This is a genomic window from Enterobacter cloacae complex sp. ECL72 (genome assembly GCF_019056635.1).
Classification (GTDB): domain Bacteria; phylum Pseudomonadota; class Gammaproteobacteria; order Enterobacterales; family Enterobacteriaceae; genus Enterobacter; species Enterobacter hormaechei_C.
This window is the reverse complement of record NZ_CP077659.1, coordinates 2203620-2219468: the sequence shown is the minus strand read 5'-3', so window position 1 is coordinate 2219468 and position 15849 is coordinate 2203620. Positions and strand designations below refer to the sequence as shown.

Genomic DNA, 15849 nt, shown 5'->3' with positions numbered 1-15849 from the left:
AGAGTGTCATGATGCCCCTCTGTTAGCAGGCAGAGGGGCCATTTTGCAGGCCGGGTATGCGCAAGCGTCACCCGGCAATACGATCGGCTACAACCCTTTCTTATCCATCAGCACCGCCAGATCCACCAGACGGTTCGAGAAGCCCCACTCGTTGTCATACCACGACAGGATCTTCACCATATTCCCGCCAATCACCAGCGTTGAAAGCCCGTCGATGATGGATGAGCGCGGGTCGCCCTGATAATCACGGGAGACCAGCGGTTCATCGCTGTAGCCCAGGATGCCTTTCAGCGGCCCGCTGGCGGCAGCCTGACGGAACGCGTCATTCACCTCTTCGGCGGTCACGTTGCGGCTCAGCGTCACCGTCAGATCGACAATCGACACCACCGGAACCGGCACGCGCAGAGAATACCCGGTGAGTTTACCGTCAAGCTCGGGGATCACTTTCCCGAGCGCTTTTGCCGCGCCGCTGGAGTAAGGCACAATGGATAATGCTGCCGCGCGCGCGCCGCGCAGATCTTTTTCCGGCTGGTCATGCAGCGCCTGGCTGTTGGTGTAGGCATGCGTGGTGTTCATCAGCCCGTGCTCAATGCCAAACTGCTGGTGCAGCACCTGCGCCGCTGGCGCCAGACCATTAGTGGTGCAACTCCCGTTGCTGACCACAAAATGCTGGGCCGGATCGTACAGCGTGTGGTTCACACCCATTACCACCGTCAGATCATCATTTTTAGCCGGGGCGGAAATAATGACGCGTTTTGCGCCGCCGCTCGTGATATGCACCGCCGCCTTTTCACGTTCGGTAAAGAAGCCGGTTGCTTCAATTACCACCTCAACGCCTGCGTCTTTCCACGCAATGTTTGCCGGGTCGCGTTCACTGAATACGGTGATGCGTTGCCCGTCAACCTGTAGCGCGCCGTCCGCCGCTTCAACGGGCACCGGCAGCGTGCCGAGCAGAGAGTCATATTTCAGCAGATGGGCGAGGGTTTTACTGTCCGTCAGATCGTTAATGGCCACAATCTGGAGATCCGGGTTGCCCAGCGCCGCGCGCAGGACATTACGTCCGATACGGCCGAAACCGTTAATACCGACCTTAACCATGATGCACTCCTTATCTGTGTTGTCTGGAGTTACTGTAGGCGTCAGGTCAGATGGCGTAAATGACAAAAAAGGATCATATTACGCCATTCTGCGGCAGTGGAAGCGCTGGCGGTATTCGCCCGGCGTGAGATGAAGCTGCTTTTCAAAAACGCGGCGCAGGTTGATGCTGGTACCAAACCCGCTTTTTTCGGCAATGATCTCAAGCGGATCCTGGGTCTGCTCCAGAAGCTGTCGGGCGGCGGCCAGGCGCGCTTCGGTGACATAACGGGCCGGAGGCACACCCACGTCACGCGTGAACACGCGGGTGAAATTGCGCGGGCTCATGGCGACCCGTTCGGCCAGCCTTTCGACGCACAAATCTGCGGTGAGGTTTTGCAGGATCCAGCTTTGCAGTTCGCTGACCGGTCCGCTCGCGCCGGACTGCTCCAGATTATAGCGGCTGAACTGTAGCTGGCCGCCAGGCCGACGCAGGTACATCACCATATCCTGCGCCACGTTGCGGGCGAGGGTGAAGCCGTAATCATCCTCCACCAGCGCCAGCGTCAGGTCAAACCCGGAGCTGACGCCGCCGGACGTCCAGACGGGGCCATCCTGAACATAGAGCGGGCCGCCCTCAACGTTGACCGCAGGATAGCGGGTTTTCAGGGTTTCCAGAAGCCGCCAGTGGGTCGTTGCCCGGCGCCCATCGAGCAGTCCGGCCTGTGCCAGCAGCAGGGCCCCGCCGCAGACAGAGGCGACGCGTCGCGCATGCGGCGCGGCCAGGTGCAGCCAGTCCACCACGGCGGTGCTCTCCAGCTCATTCATGCCGCGGCCGGTAATGATGATCGTGTCCAGCGGCTCGCGCGGATCAAGCTCCGGCAGGCGATAGTCCGCCAGCAGGTTCAAGCCGGACTGGCCGTGGATCACCAGATGAGGCTGGGTGGTGGCGATAATGATGCGGTAGCGGGGCTGCGCAAGGCCGTCCGGGTGCAGCCGGTTGGCCTGCATCAGAATGTCGGCGATACCGGCGGCCTCAAACAACATGCCACCATCAGGAACGATAATCAGGATCTTCTTCATGTCCTGAAAAGTACCTTTATCACAAAATAAGTCAAGCGGAAGGCGAACATTGTAGAAGAGACAAATGAGGTGTGCCGGGTGAAAGAGTAGAACGGCAGATGTTGGGAAGAAGTAAAAGAAATATGTAGTAACGGTAAAACTTCTTGCGTGAGGTTCACTGTCAGCGCCGCTGAACCCCCCAGTTTATGGGCTGCAAGGGAGCGCGCTGAACGATGAGAGAGCAAAAAGATGTAGCCGGGCTTAATTGTTTAGGTGCAAAAAATAACCCCAAAGGGGAATTTTGCTCAGGTTATTTCGGATCGCGAAATTAAATTTCTGCCATTTTCTTAGCCGCCATTTGTTTATGCGGGACGCTCGTGCACAATAAAAGTTATCTTCTGAATGCAACAATGAAAATATCCCAGATATATCCCGCAGCGCACAGAAAAAATGAAATTCTACTAATTATGGTAGTGGAGATAATAAGGGGTTACGTTAATGATAGTGGTTCTCTTTTTCCTGTTTAGCCATTAATTTTCATAGAGTTATGCTCGAAATCTGTCTAAGAAAAAGACGATTTTACCTAAGTGCGCATTTTTTATGAGATTAATCCTATAATGCATTGGGCGTATCATTAAACGCCATTAAGCAGGTGGGAAATATTGAATTGATGACAAGCTCATGTAAACTTGTCTACCGTTTGTCAAAATATGTCAGGAGCATGCTGGGCCCATTTCTGTCGGGTTCGTGCGGTAGCTATGCCTTAAAATAGTTACCTGCTGAAAATATTCCGACTATTTTAACAATAGCACCTAAGTCAAATTTTATCCCCTCTCTTCATCCTCTAAATATCGCTACGGAAAAGCATATGAAACTGCGCGTATTGTTATCACTTCTGTTTGTTATGGCGGTGGCGGGCTGTAAGGCGCCGCAGAAACCAGCGATCACCGATGATACGATTGTGACCAGCCAGGTGAATGGCATCACGCTGACGCACCGTCACGCTGTTACCCCTCCGGCGGAGTTCACTCAGGTGAATGAACCGTACCGTGCCATGTACCCGGCATCCCTGATGAGCCGTCCTGACTACGGCGGAAAAGTGATCCGTACGCTTGAGACCGGTAAAACTTACGTCGTGCTGGGGCAGGTTGAACATTTCTGGATGGCGCTGGCCGATGAAGGGAGTGAACAGCTGATTGGTTATGTGCCGATGCGTGCCGTAATCAAGGCTGACCAGTACGAAGCCACCGTGCGTAAACAGGCACTGCGCCCGAAAGCGCGCAAGAAAACCACCTGTGTTGATGTCGATGGCAACAGCAAAGCCTGCAAAGACAGCGCGAACGGTACCTGGATCCTGAACTAAACGGGTTTCACGAGCATATTTTTATGAATAATAAAAATTTTCATCGGATGTGGTTCCCTTTTTTTGCGTTGATTTTCGCGCTGATCGGTGGTTGTACGTCGTCTTCACACAGCGACCCATCCCGCTACAATCTTCAGTTTCAGGCTCATCCTCAAATCAATGATTCTGCGCCGCTTAAGGTCAGAGTGTTGCTGCTGAAATCCGATGCGGATTTCATGTCCAGTGACTTCTACTCCTTACAGAACAACGCGTCAGCCACGCTTGGCGCGAATCTGCTGAACAGCGATGTGTTCTTCCTGATGCCGGGCCAGCTTTCGAAAACCCTGAGCGGACAAAGCTCACCGGAAGCGCGCTATATCGGCGTGATGGCGGAATACCAGGCGCTGGACGGCAAAAAATGGCGCGTCTCACTTCCTTTGCCTGTTCCCGGCGAAAACGCGATTTACCAGTTCTGGAAATGGTCCGCAGATGAACTCCAGGCCAGCGTCTTTCTTGACGTAAATGGTATCCGGGTCATCAGCCAGTAACGCCCTTCATAACAGGAAAGAGATCATCATGACGAAAGCAGAAAAGGTCGTCTGGACCGAGGGCATGTTCCTGCGTCCCCACCATTTTCAGCGGACAGAAAGCTACCTCCTCAACCACGTTCGTGAGTGGGGGGCCTTGCAGCGATCGTATCTTTGGGGCTTTCTCGACCTTGAGCTGGATGAAGCGATGCTTCGCCAGGGCTGTATTGCCCTGAGCTACTGTAGCGGTTTGCTGCCTGACGGCACCTTTTTCCAGGTTCGCAGCGACCGCAACGGTCCGGCTCCGCTAAAAATCCCCGATAATCTGACCAATGAAAAGGTGGTGCTTGCGCTGCCGGTTCGTCGCGGTGGCCGTGAAGAGGTGATTTTCAGCGAGGAGCAGTCTTCTCTGGCGCGTTTTATTACCTTTGAACAAGAGGTGGAAGACGACAACGCCATGTCGGTCGGGGAGGCGACGGTCCAGTTTGGCCGCCTGCGTCTGACCCTGATGCTGGAGAAAGATCTGACGGCAGAATGGACCGCCATCGGCGTGGCGTACGTCACCGAAAAGCGCAACGACAACCACGTGCGGCTGGATAACAGCTACATTCCGCCAATGCTGAACGCCAATAACAGCCCGCAGCTGTACGGCATGATCAATGACCTGCACGGCTTGCTGGTGCAGCGTAGCCAGCAGATCGGCGGTCGACTGCGCCAGCCGGGGCGTTTCAATACGTCCGAGATGGTTGAGTTCACGCTTCTCTCGCTGATCAACCGCCACCTTGGCGACGTCTCACATTTAAAAACGCTGCCGCTGCTTCACCCGGAAGCGCTCTGGCGCAGCTGGCTGCCGTTTGCCACGGAGCTCGCCACCTGGACGCCGCAGCGTACCGCAGAGAGCATACTGCCGGTATACGACCATGACGATCTCGCCGTTTGCTTCAGCAAACTGATGCTGATGCTGCGTCAGGGGCTGTCGCTGGTCATGGAAGATCATGCCATCCAGCTGCCGTTGCACGAACGCTCCCACGGGCTGAACATCGCCACCGTGCCGGAGACCAGCATGGTCCGCGAATTTGGCTTCGTGCTGGCGGTAAAAGCCAATGTCCCCGGCGAACACCTGCAAACCCATTTCCCTGCCCAGATGAAGGTTGCGCCAGTGTCGAAAATTCGCGATCTGGTTCAGCTCCAGCTGCCGGGCATCATGCTTCGGGCAATGCCCGTCGCGCCGCCGCAGATCCCGTGGCATGCAGGCTACAGCTATTTCGAGCTCGAGAGGGGCAGCGAACTGTGGCACGAGATGGACAAGTCCGGGGCATTCGCGCTGCATCTCGCAGGGGAGTTCCCGGGTCTCGATATGGAGTTCTGGGCCATCCGTAGCCCGACAGAATAATAAAGCGAGCGCTTAATATGCAGGAACGACAGGATACCGGCAGTGATGCCGTGTTTACCGGAGCCAGTGGGAACAATCAGCTGGTGGCGGCCGCCAATCCGCTGCTCAATGCGATTCCGCAAATCCGTCATTCGGTTTCCCACGACGATCAGGTCGGGCTGCGCCAGCGCCTGATTGACGAAATTCGCCGTTTCGAAGTGCGATGCCAGCAGGCGGGCTTACCGTATGAAGTGATTGTCGGCGCGCGCTACTGCCTCTGCACGGCGCTGGACGAAGCCGCCGCGCTGACCCCGTGGGGAAGCAGCGGCGTCTGGTCAAGCAATGGTCTGTTGGTGACGTTTCATAACGAAACCTGGGGCGGTGAGAAGTTTTTCCAGCTGCTGGCGCGTCTGTCGCAGAATCCGCGCGAACACATTCTGCTGCTGGAGATGATCAACTACTGTCTGCTGCTCGGCTTTGAAGGCCGCTACCGCGTGCTGGACAATGGCCGGACCCAGCTTGAAACCATCAAACAGCGCCTGTGGCAGATGATCCGTGGCGTGCGCGGCAGCTATCCGCCGCCGCTCTCGCCGCACCCGGAAGATCGCCCCGTTCTGCGCAAGCTCTGGCGGCCGATGATCCCACTCTGGGCGTGCGTGGCGCTGGTCGGCTTTATCGCCTGCCTGTTCTATATCGTGCTGAACTGGCGTCTGGGTGATAACACCAGCCCGGTGCTGGCGAAAATTTACCAGTCCCAACTGCCGGAAACCACCATCCAGCAGCCTGCGCGTCAGCTGCCAGCGGTGCTGAACCTGCGCGGCTTCCTGAAACCAGAAATTGATGCCGGTCTGGTGGCCGTTAAGGATGAGGCGGATCGCAGCGTGGTGATCCTGAAAGGGGACGGACTCTTTGCCTCGGCCTCAACGGTGGTGCGCGATCGCTATGAGCCGGTCATCGACCGCATCGCCCAGGCGATGAATAACGTCAGCGGCAAAATTCTGGTGGTGGGGTACAGCGACAACGTGCCGATCCGCAGCGCACGCTTCGCTTCTAACTATGAACTCTCGCTTGAGCGCGCCCGTTCGGTGCAAAAACAGCTCCAGGGTAGCCTCTCACAGCCTGAGCGCGTCAAAGCCGAAGGGCGGGGTGAGATCAACCCGGTAGCGCCTAACACCACGCCTGAAAATCGCGCCCGTAACCGCCGCGTAGAGATTACGCTGCTGGTATCGCCTGACAATACCCAGGCCGAGCTGAACGGATTGCCGCAAGGAAACTAAGGATGCTGACAACTCTACTTTCTATACTGACCAATCGCATTCTGTGGAGCTTCCTGGGCGTAACGGCGCTCGCGGCGGTCATCTGGATGATTGGCCCGCTGTTGTCCATCGTGGATACCCGGCCCCTTGAATCAGAGCAGAACCGCGTCATCAGCATTGCGGTGGTCTACCTGATTTGGGCCCAGAGCCACATTCTGCCGCGGCTGTATAACGCCTGGCTGAACCGTAAGCTGATGGACAAGCTCAACGAAAATACCACCAGCCCGGAGGCGGCCGATCCGCAGAAACGTCTGAACAGCGAGGAGCAGATCCTTGCCGGGCGTTTCGATGAAGCCGCCCAGATGCTGAAAAAAGCCCACTTCAGCAAAGCGGGACATGGCGCGCAGTGGACGCAGCGCTTCAGCACACAGTACCTCTATCAGCTGCCGTGGTACGTCATTATTGGCGCGCCGGGTTCAGGTAAAACCACCGCGCTGGCCAACTCCGGGCTGCAATTCCCGCTGGCGGATCGCTTCGGTAAAACCGCGCTGCGCGGCATTGGCGGCACGCGCAACTGTGACTGGTGGTTTACCAACGAGGCGGTTCTGCTGGATACCGCGGGGCGCTACACCACTCAGGAGAGCGAGCAGGTTCAGGACGCTGGGGAGTGGCTGGAGTTTATCAACCTGCTGCGTAAATACCGCCGTCGCCAGCCCATTAACGGCGTGATTATCACCATCAGCATTTCCGACCTGCTTTCGCAGTCCGCTGAGGCCTCGCGCCAGCAGGCGGTCAACCTGCGCCAGCGTCTCTCCGAGCTGCATGAACAGCTGGGTATTCGCTTCCCGGTGTATGTGATGGTGACCAAAGCGGACCTGCTTAAAGGCTTCCGCGCCTGGTTTGCGGATTACGACAAAGCCCAGCGCGACCAGATCTGGGGCTTTACGCTGCCGTGGGAGCAGACCAAACACGCTGATTACGACCTGATGGGCAACTTCCAGCAGGAATTTTCCCTGCTGCAACAGCGTCTGGACGCCGGCCTGCCGGAAACCATGCTCAAAGAGCATGACGCCAAAACCCGTGCGGAAGCCTATCTCTTCCCGCAGGAGTTCGCCGCGCTGCGTCCGCTGCTGGCAGACTACCTGAGCACGGTCTTTGCCCGTTCAAACTTCGAAACCGAATTTTCGCCGCGCGGCATCTACTTTGCCAGTGGCACTCAGGAAGGGATGCCGTTTGACCGCGTGATGGGCGAGCTGAACCGCGCGCTCTCCTTACCTGAAGGGGGGGAAAGCACGCGCTGGGATTCGGTGAGCAAAGAGGCGCCGATCCCGGGCGCGAAGGGCCAAAGCTTCTTCATTAAAAACCTGCTGCAAAACGTCATTTTCCAGGAAGCGGGCATCGCCGGGGAAAACCGCTGGTGGGAGCTACGCAACCGCGCGGTGATGTGGTCCGGCTACGCGGCGCTGCTCGCTCTGCTGGTGATCCTGGGTGGCCTGTGGCTGACCAGCTACGCCAAGAATAAAGCCTATCTGGAAGAGGTGGATGCAAAAGTGCCGATGCTGGAGCAGCAGAGCAAGGCGCTGCAAAACCAGCCCCAGCGCGATCTGTTTGTGCTTCTGCCGCTGCTTAACAGCCTGGTGGATCTGCCGAAAAGCGATGCCTTCGACGTTAACGACCCGCCGGTTTCCCGCCGTATGGGGCTTTATCGCGGGGATGACGTCAGCGATGCCTCGCAGTCTTTGTATCAGAAGGCGCTGGATCAGATGCTGCTGCCCGCCGTGGCAATGCACATTACCACCTGGCTGCGCAACGACAACGGCAGCGACGTGGAGTACAGCTATGAGGCGCTGAAAGCCTATCAGATGCTCTACCAGCCGAAGCACTATGACGGCAAATTCCTGCACTCGTGGGTGATGCTCAACCTGCAACGCAACCTGCCGCAGAACGTGACGCAGGCGCAGCTTCAGGAGCTGGAATGGCACCTGACCCAGCTGCTGGAGCCAAAAATTCAGGCTTCACCGTATGCGCAGGATGAGGATCTGGTGGCACGTGAAAGGGCGCTTATCAACCAGCAGCCGCTCTCAACACGCGTATATGGCCGCCTGAAACGTCTGCTGGAGCATGATGAGAACCTGAAGCCGGTTTCGCTTTCAGATCTCGGCGGCCCGCAGAGCGAGCTGGTGTTTTCCCGTAAAAGCGGCAAGCCGGTGAGTGAGGGCGTACCGGGCCTCTATACGCCGGACGGCTACTGGAAGAGCTTCAACGACCAGATCGACAGCGTGACCACCGCCCTGCACGAGGACGACGCCTGGGTACTGGGAGCAACCACCGCCCAGGAAGATAAACAGCAGATCGATAACGCCGTGCGCCAGCTCTACATGCGCGACTTTATCGTCAACTGGGATCGCTTTCTCGCTGACATTCAGCTCAACAACAGCGCCGATCTTTCCCAGCGCATTAACACCGCGCGCCTGCTTTCAGGCACCAACTCGCCGCTGCGCCGTCTGGTGCTTAACCTGAGCAAGGTGCTGACCCTGTCGCGCACTGCGCCAGCGCCGGAAGATGCGCAGAAAGCGGAAGACCAAAGCAACCGCGCCACCCGCACGCTGGAAGCGCTGTTCAGCAACGGTGACAACGCCCCGACGCAGGGCGCGGTTGTGACGCAGGCGCCTGAACAACTGGTGACTGACCACTATGCGCCGATGATTGAGCTGGCGCAGCCGCTGGAGAAGGGTGGCAAGACCATCGTCTTTGACGATTTTCTTAAGCAGGTTGACGAGCTTTATCGCTACCTGACCGCCGTTCAGGATGCGGCAAACAGCGGTATGCCCGCGCCGGGCGGCGATGCAATCAGCCGCCTGCAAGCCAGCGCGGGACGTCTGCCGGGCGGGCTGCAAACCATGTTCAGCAATATGGCCGTCGGCGCCAGCAGCGACACCCAGCGTCGCGATCTGGAGAACGTGCGTAAGCGCATTAACGTGGAAGTGGGTGGGTTCTGCCGTCAGGCGATTGCCGGGCGTTATCCACTGGTGCGCAGCGCCAGCACCGAGGTGACGCCGGACGATCTCGCCCGCATGTTCGCGCCGGGCACCGGACTGATGGACACCTTTTTCCGCGACAACCTGACCAACAAGGTGGACACCACCCAGGCGAACTGGCGCTTTATGCCGGGCATCGACGGTAAAACGCTGCCGGGCAGCGAAGGGCTGTTGCGTCCGTTCCAGCAGGCGCAGTCTGTCCGCGATGCCTTCTTCGCCAACGGCGCGACCACGCCATCCTTCAGGGTGACGGTGCGCACCGTGCGGATGGACAACACCATTCTGAACCTGACGCTGGACGTGGACGGCCAGCTGCTGCGCTACAGCCACGGTCCGCAGGCGGTGCAGATCATGACCTGGCCGGGGCCGGGCGGGACGAACCAGGTGCGTATGCAGCTCGGTCTGGCCAATGGCAGCACCGCAACGCTGGTAACTAACGGTTCCTGGGCGCTCAACCGCTTTTTCGACAAGGCGCGCACCAGCCCTGGCGCGGGTAGCCTGAGCCGTCAGGCGACCTTCAACGTCGACGGACATCAGGTCACGCTGGAGTTTGCCCCGAACAGCATCCGCAACCCGTTCCAGCTTCCCCGTTTCACATGCCCATAACCGCAAGGACAGCCGTATGACGAATACCCCTGCGATGAACCGTTATAGCTGGTATGGCAAATTACCCAGCGCCGGAGATTTTTTGCAGCGTCGCTTTCCGGATACCCTGCAACGCCAGTGGTCGCACTGGTTCCAGGTCGGCCTGCTGGCCTGGCAACAGGAAGAGCAGCGCAGCGGCGAGCGCCCGTTTTCAAAAGCCCCGGTGTGGAACTTTGTCGTCCCGCCGATGCTCGGTAGCCAGATGATTCAGATGGGCTGCCTGCTGCCGGGCCGTGACAGCGTAGGCCGCCACTATCCGGTATGCCTGCAACTGAGCTTCACCCCCGCCGAGTGGTCATCCCGCCTGCTCGGGCAGGCTGAAAGCTGGTACCAGCAGCTTGGCCGTCTGGGGCTGCACGCGGTGCGTAACAGCTATTCTGCCTCCCAGCTGGATGAAATGCTGATGACCATCCCGGCGCCCCAGCCGGTTGAGCCGCAAAAGCGTTCCGACATTCTCGACGTGATTGGCTATGACGACGATGGTCAGAGCACGCTGGGCTGGCCGCAGGCGGCGGAGTGTTTTGATCCGCTGCGCCAGACCAGCTACTGGTGGACAAACCGCTGCGACGGCTATCCGCTGTACACACACGTCCACAGTGGAAACTTCACCGGGCAGCTCTTTACGCTGCTGTTCGATCCGGCAGGCGGCGCCCGTCCGGGCCGCCACGGTCTTTACCCGCCTATGTTTGAATAAGCAGGGATCTTATGAATATCGATGAATTTCTCGCGCCGATAAGCCCCGATAACCCCTGCGGTGAAAACCTGGAGTACGACGCTGATTTCCAGGCCATGGGTCAGGCCAGTCAGGGTAAAGCCGAGCAGCAGTTTGGCGACACCATCATTCCGGCAGAGCCTGCCGACTGGAACACGGTGGAAAAACTCGCCACCAGCCTGCTGGGTCGCACCAAAGATCTTCGCGTCATGCTGGCGTTAACCCATGCCTGGACGCGTCGTCGCGGGCTGGCAGGTTACGCCGACGGGCTACTGCTGGTGCAGGAAGCCCTGTCCCGTTACTGGGAGCAACTTTACCCGCTGCTGGAAGAGTATGGCGAAACCGATCCGTTCTACCGCATCAACGCCCTCGCCGGGCTGAGTGATAAATCTGACCTGACGGTCGCGGTGCGTAACGCCTCACTGCTCCGCTCAAACGGCGATGAGATTTCGCTCCGTGACGCCCAGGCGCTGCTTGACGGCAGTAAAACCGAGTGTCCGGATTATCCGGGCGGTCGTCCACGACTGATCGATGAGCTGGCCCGGGGCGATCAGCCCGGCACCGAAGCGGTAATCGTGATCAACGAACGCCTGCTGGCCATCCGCGAACTGCTTACCGGCTATCTCGGGGAAAGTGGCGTCCCGGAGATGGAACAGCTGTTGAAAACCGTCGGACTGGTTTCCAGCGCCTGTCAGGTGACCGATATCAGCAAGCTGCTGCCGAACCGTGACGCGCAGGCTGAACAGCACGCCGAGCCGCAGCCGGTGGCCGCGTCGCCCGTTCAGCAGGTGACGGACTGGCGCAGCGTGCAGGTGACCAGCCGCGCCGACGCCCAGCTGATGCTGGAAAAAGCGAAACAGTATTTTGCGCAGTACGAACCCAGCCATCCCGCACCGCTGATGATTGAACGGGTGCAGCGGCTGTCTGAACTCAACTTTATGGACATTATTCGCGACCTGGCGCCAGACGGCGTTAACCAACTGGAAAACATCTTTGGACGCCGCGAATGACGCGTCCTGGCATTATGACGACAGGCATGGAGTCTGCCGTTTCACCTTCACCGCGCATCTTTGATGGAGAACATCATGGCAATGAGTAACAGTGGACAGAAATTCATCGCACGCAACCGTGCTCCCCGCGTGCAGATCGAGTACGACGTAGAGATCTACGGCGCAGAACGCAAAATTCAGCTGCCGTTTGTGATGGGCGTTATGGCCGATCTGGTTGGCAAGCCGGTGGAAAACCTGCCAGCCGTCGACGAGCGTAAGTTCCTGGAAATCGACATCGACAACTTCGACGAACGCATGAAGGCGCTGAAGCCGCGCGTGGCGTTCCAGGTGGATAACACCCTGACCGGCGAAGGTAAGCTCAACGTCGATCTGACCTTCGACAGCATGGACGACTTCCTGCCGGACGCGGTGGCCCGCAAAGTAGAGCCGCTGAACAAGCTGCTGGAAGCCCGTACCCAGCTCTCCAACCTGCTGACCTACATGGACGGTAAAAACGGTGCGGAAGAGCTGATCGCGAAAATTCTCCAGGATCCGACGCTGCTCAAATCCCTGAGCCAGTTGCCAAAAAATGACGAAAGTGCGAAAGGTAGCGAGGAATAATCGATGAGCAACCAGACTCAACAACACGATCAGCAGGCAGGCCAGGCGTTCAGCCAGGACGAGTTCAGCGCGCTGCTGAATAAAGAGTTCCGCCCGAAAACCGATCAGGCGCGCTCTGCCGTAGAAAGCGCGGTTAAAACCCTGGCGCAGCAGGCGCTGGAAAACACCGTGACCTTCTCAAACGATACCTACCGCACCATTCAGAACCTGATTGCCGGTATTGACGAGCAGCTTTCACAGCAGGTGAACCAGATCATTCACCACGAGGAGTTCCAGAAGCTGGAGAGCGCCTGGCGCGGGCTGAGCTACCTGGTGAACAATACCGAAACCGACGAGATGCTGAAGATCCGTTTTATGAGCATCTCCAAGCAGGAGCTGGGCCGCACCCTGAAGCGCTACAAGGGCGTGGGCTGGGACCAGAGCCCGATCTTCAAAAAAATCTACGAGCAGGAGTACGGCCAGTTCGGTGGCGAGCCGTTTGGCTGCATCGTGGGCGACTACTACTTCGACCACAGCCCGCAGGACGTTGAGCTGCTGGGCGAGATGGCGCGCATCGGCTCTGCGGCCCACTGTCCGTTCATCACCGGCACCGCGCCGGGCGTGATGCAGATGGAGTCCTGGCAGGAGCTGGCTAACCCGCGCGACCTGACCAAAATCTTCCAGAACACCGAATACGCTGCCTGGCGTTCACTGCGTGAATCCGAAGATGCCCGCTATCTGGGTCTGGTGATGCCGCGCTTCCTGTCGCGTCTGCCGTACGGCATTCGCACCAACCCGGTCGACAGCTTTGATTTTGAAGAGCAGACCGACGGCGCGAACCACAACAGCTACTCGTGGGCAAACGCTGCCTATGCGATGGCGGCCAACATCAACCGCTCCTTCAAAGAGTACGGCTGGTGCACCTCGATTCGCGGCGTGGAATCCGGCGGGGCGGTGGAAAACCTGCCGTGCCACACCTTCCCAAGCGATGACGGCGGCGTGGACATGAAGTGCCCGACCGAGATCGCCATCAGCGACCGTCGTGAAGCGGAACTGGCGAAAAACGGCTTTATGCCGCTGGTGCACCGCAAAAACTCCGACTTCGCCGCCTTCATCGGCGCGCAGTCCCTGCAAAAACCGGCCGAGTACCACGACCCGGATGCCACCGCTAACGCGCGCCTGGCCTCCCGTCTGCCGTACCTGTTCGCCTGCTGCCGTTTTGCTCACTACCTGAAGTGCATCGTGCGCGACAAAATCGGCTCCTTCCGCGAGCGCGAAGAGATGGAACGCTGGCTGAACGACTGGGTGATGAACTACGTGGACGGCGACCCGGCGAACTCCTCCCAGGAAACCAAGTCCCGCAAACCGCTGGCGGCGGCGGAAGTGCAGGTGCAGGAAATCGAAGACAACCCGGGCTACTACGCCGCGAAGTTCTTCCTGCGTCCGCACTACCAGCTGGAAGGTCTGACCGTTTCCCTGCGTCTGGTATCTAAACTGCCGTCGCTGAAGACGAAGGACGCGTAATGATAATTGCCGCCGGGGGGCCATGCCCGGCGTTAGCTTTATAGTATGGAAATTTGAGAGGAAATATGACCGCGAGACCTTCGTTTGTTGCTGCCTGGGCGGCGGCAACACGTATTTACGATGCAAATGATTCTATCGGCAAAGTTAAGCAAGTTATCGGCGGCAAAGTTAAGCACAATTTCGAAATAGCGCCAGATGAGGGCGGGTGGTCAAATAGTTGTGCCGTACGGATGAGTTATGTTCTTAACTATACCGGGCATCCCGTTCCGCGTATTGCAAATCTCACGGTATCCGGTGCTGATAATAAATGGTACTTCTACCGCGTAAAGGATGTCATTGCCTGGTTGACGCGTCAGTGGGGTAAACCTGACATGATCGTGAGTTATCCTTCCTTACCCGTTGAGCAATTAGCCAACAAAAAGGGCGTAATTCTGTTTGAGGTACAGGGCTGGAGTGACGCCGCAGGTCATGCAACATTCTGGAATGGTTTAACCTGTTCGGATCACTGTTATTTCAATGCGCCGGAGACGAATTACACGACGACCAAAGCTAATTTTTGGGAGTTGCCATGAAAAAAATGATTGCTAGTCTACTGTTGCTCACCAGTTCCGCCTCTGTGTATGCAACTGACGATCCGGTGTCGTTTGTCAAAAAAATGCCTTATAAGCAAGTTGTTAAAGACGTTGTTTTTTCTCGCTGCCTGGCACAAGTTGCAGATGATAAAAGCCAGTTTTCTCTGGATGCAGCCCGTAGCAGTAGCGCATTACTGGAATGGGTGCCTTTCGATATTGAAAATGGCAATGACAAAATTAATGCTCTTATTAATAAATATAAAGGTGCAACCAATGCCTTTCATTTTGAGAGAAAACCCGATGTAAAAGGCGTAACCTTAAACTGCCTGCGTCTTTATCATAGTGACGAACTTAATCAACTTGCTCCTCAATTAATCATCGGAAATCCTGACCGCACCTGGATTCAGGATAATCCACAATAGTATAAGACTTCACATTCTTTCCTTTCGTTCAGGGGGAATGTAAGACTGTCAAATGACACGGGTCGTTTGATATGAGGCAGAGGTAAAATATGGACGGTTTTATTCAGCCCCATGCTTTCCTGTTTGCCATATAAGGGCTTTTTCGAAAGCAATATTGTTCATCCACGAAGAGTAGATATTATGGCTATTGATATGTTTCTGAAGGTCGAGGGTGTTACGGGCGAATCTAAAGATTCTAACCACACCGGCTGGACTGATATTACCTCCTTCTCCTGGGGCGCGTCCCAGCCAGGTAATATGAGCGTTGGCGGTGGCGGCGGTGCCGGTAAAGTGAACTTTAACGATCTGCACGTTAACGCTCTGATCGACAAATCCACTACAGCAATCCTGAAACACTGCGCAAGCGGTAAACACCTGACCAAAGTTGAACTGTCCGTCTGCAAAGCGGGTGGTCAGCAGGTTGAATACACCCGCATCACCCTGGAAGACGTTCTCGTGACTTCCGTTCAGTACACGGGGGCAGACAACGGCGATACCGTTGGCGTGACCTATGCATTCCAGGCTGCGAAAGTGAAACAGCAGTACTGGGAGCAGACCACTGCCGGTGGTAAAGGTGCTGAAAGCAGCGCTGGCTGGAACATCAAAGAAAACAAAGAAGCGTAATTGCGCGCGTGACCGGGGAGTTTTCCCCGGTCATTATTTATAGAGACTTAA

General features: G+C 57.2%; 14 protein-coding genes. 12 read left to right on the top strand and 2 right to left on the bottom strand.

Going from position 1 to position 15849, the window contains the following annotated elements; genetic code table 11:
- Positions 1-87: 87 nt before the first annotated feature.
- Complete coding sequence (gap, locus tag KTH07_RS10800) at positions 88-1098, bottom strand: type I glyceraldehyde-3-phosphate dehydrogenase (protein ID WP_015570325.1); 1011 nt, start codon at positions 1096-1098, stop codon at positions 88-90.
- 78 nt (positions 1099-1176) lie between these two features.
- Positions 1177-2157 (bottom strand): GlxA family transcriptional regulator, encoded by a 981-nt coding sequence (locus KTH07_RS10795; RefSeq protein WP_032634356.1) that lies wholly within the window; start codon positions 2155-2157, stop codon positions 1177-1179.
- An 847-nt stretch (positions 2158-3004) separates the two neighbouring features.
- Here KTH07_RS10795 and KTH07_RS10790 point away from each other — a divergent pair.
- The 12 genes from KTH07_RS10790 (at position 3005) to KTH07_RS10735 (ending at position 15798) form a co-directional block, all read left to right on the top strand.
- Entirely contained in the window at positions 3005-3499 is a 495-nt protein-coding gene (locus KTH07_RS10790) for a hypothetical protein (protein ID WP_006810964.1), read from the top strand.
- Between the two features lie 23 nt (positions 3500-3522).
- The gene (tssJ, locus tag KTH07_RS10785; protein WP_015570327.1) at positions 3523-4026 is read left to right on the top strand and encodes a type VI secretion system lipoprotein TssJ; all 504 of its coding nucleotides are present in this window, start codon (positions 3523-3525) and stop codon (positions 4024-4026) included.
- A gap of 28 nt (positions 4027-4054) precedes the next feature.
- Positions 4055-5398 carry a type VI secretion system baseplate subunit TssK gene (gene tssK / locus KTH07_RS10780; protein ID WP_015570328.1) on the top strand — a complete coding sequence of 448 codons (1344 nt, stop codon included), beginning with the start codon at positions 4055-4057 and terminating at the stop codon, positions 5396-5398.
- A gap of 17 nt (positions 5399-5415) precedes the next feature.
- Positions 5416-6654, top strand: coding sequence for a DotU family type VI secretion system protein (locus KTH07_RS10775; RefSeq protein WP_003859963.1), 1239 nt, complete (start codon positions 5416-5418; stop codon positions 6652-6654).
- Positions 6655-6656: 2 nt separating this feature from the next.
- Positions 6657-10277: a type VI secretion system membrane subunit TssM gene (tssM, locus tag KTH07_RS10770; RefSeq protein ID WP_023303873.1), complete on the top strand. Its 3621-nt coding sequence runs from the start codon at positions 6657-6659 to the stop codon at positions 10275-10277.
- Between the two features lie 16 nt (positions 10278-10293).
- Positions 10294-11010 carry a type VI secretion system-associated protein TagF gene (tagF, locus tag KTH07_RS10765; RefSeq protein ID WP_015570330.1) on the top strand — a complete coding sequence of 239 codons (717 nt, stop codon included), beginning with the start codon at positions 10294-10296 and terminating at the stop codon, positions 11008-11010.
- Positions 11011-11021: 11 nt separating this feature from the next.
- A complete protein-coding gene (gene tssA / locus KTH07_RS10760) occupies positions 11022-12038 on the top strand; it encodes a type VI secretion system protein TssA (protein WP_015570331.1) in 1017 nt (338 codons plus the stop codon).
- A 75-nt stretch (positions 12039-12113) separates the two neighbouring features.
- Positions 12114-12638: a type VI secretion system contractile sheath small subunit gene (gene tssB / locus KTH07_RS10755; RefSeq protein WP_008502644.1), complete on the top strand. Its 525-nt coding sequence runs from the start codon at positions 12114-12116 to the stop codon at positions 12636-12638.
- Positions 12639-12641: 3 nt separating this feature from the next.
- Entirely contained in the window at positions 12642-14141 is a 1500-nt protein-coding gene (gene tssC / locus KTH07_RS10750) for a type VI secretion system contractile sheath large subunit (protein ID WP_006810956.1), read from the top strand.
- A gap of 65 nt (positions 14142-14206) precedes the next feature.
- Positions 14207-14713, top strand: coding sequence for a type VI secretion system amidase effector protein Tae4 (locus tag KTH07_RS10745; protein WP_017384301.1), 507 nt, complete (start codon positions 14207-14209; stop codon positions 14711-14713).
- Positions 14710-15135: a T6SS amidase immunity protein Tai4 family protein gene (locus tag KTH07_RS10740; protein WP_063161932.1), complete on the top strand. Its 426-nt coding sequence runs from the start codon at positions 14710-14712 to the stop codon at positions 15133-15135. The genes KTH07_RS10745 and KTH07_RS10740 overlap by 4 nt, the downstream gene beginning before the upstream one ends.
- Positions 15136-15315: 180 nt before the next feature.
- Positions 15316-15798, top strand: a complete 483-nt coding sequence (locus tag KTH07_RS10735; RefSeq protein ID WP_014884229.1) for a type VI secretion system tube protein Hcp — start codon at positions 15316-15318, stop codon at positions 15796-15798.
- Positions 15799-15849 lie beyond the last annotated feature (51 nt).

Bases quoted from the DNA above. Each gene is read 5' to 3' on its own strand.
- gap (WP_015570325.1), bottom strand. From the start codon at position 1,098: ATGGTTAAGGTCGGTATTAACGGTTTCGGCCGTATCGGACGTAATGTC.
- KTH07_RS10795 (WP_032634356.1), bottom strand. From the start codon at position 2,157: ATGAAGAAGATCCTGATTATCGTTCCTGATGGTGGCATGTTGTTTGAG.
- KTH07_RS10790 (WP_006810964.1), top strand. From the start codon at position 3,005: ATGAAACTGCGCGTATTGTTATCACTTCTGTTTGTTATGGCGGTGGCG.
- tssJ (WP_015570327.1), top strand. From the start codon at position 3,523: ATGAATAATAAAAATTTTCATCGGATGTGGTTCCCTTTTTTTGCGTTG.
- tssK (WP_015570328.1), top strand. From the start codon at position 4,055: ATGACGAAAGCAGAAAAGGTCGTCTGGACCGAGGGCATGTTCCTGCGT.
- KTH07_RS10775 (WP_003859963.1), top strand. From the start codon at position 5,416: ATGCAGGAACGACAGGATACCGGCAGTGATGCCGTGTTTACCGGAGCC.
- tssM (WP_023303873.1), top strand. From the start codon at position 6,657: ATGCTGACAACTCTACTTTCTATACTGACCAATCGCATTCTGTGGAGC.
- tagF (WP_015570330.1), top strand. From the start codon at position 10,294: ATGACGAATACCCCTGCGATGAACCGTTATAGCTGGTATGGCAAATTA.
- tssA (WP_015570331.1), top strand. From the start codon at position 11,022: ATGAATATCGATGAATTTCTCGCGCCGATAAGCCCCGATAACCCCTGC.
- tssB (WP_008502644.1), top strand. From the start codon at position 12,114: ATGGCAATGAGTAACAGTGGACAGAAATTCATCGCACGCAACCGTGCT.
- tssC (WP_006810956.1), top strand. From the start codon at position 12,642: ATGAGCAACCAGACTCAACAACACGATCAGCAGGCAGGCCAGGCGTTC.
- KTH07_RS10745 (WP_017384301.1), top strand. From the start codon at position 14,207: ATGACCGCGAGACCTTCGTTTGTTGCTGCCTGGGCGGCGGCAACACGT.
- KTH07_RS10740 (WP_063161932.1), top strand. From the start codon at position 14,710: ATGAAAAAAATGATTGCTAGTCTACTGTTGCTCACCAGTTCCGCCTCT.
- KTH07_RS10735 (WP_014884229.1), top strand. From the start codon at position 15,316: ATGGCTATTGATATGTTTCTGAAGGTCGAGGGTGTTACGGGCGAATCT.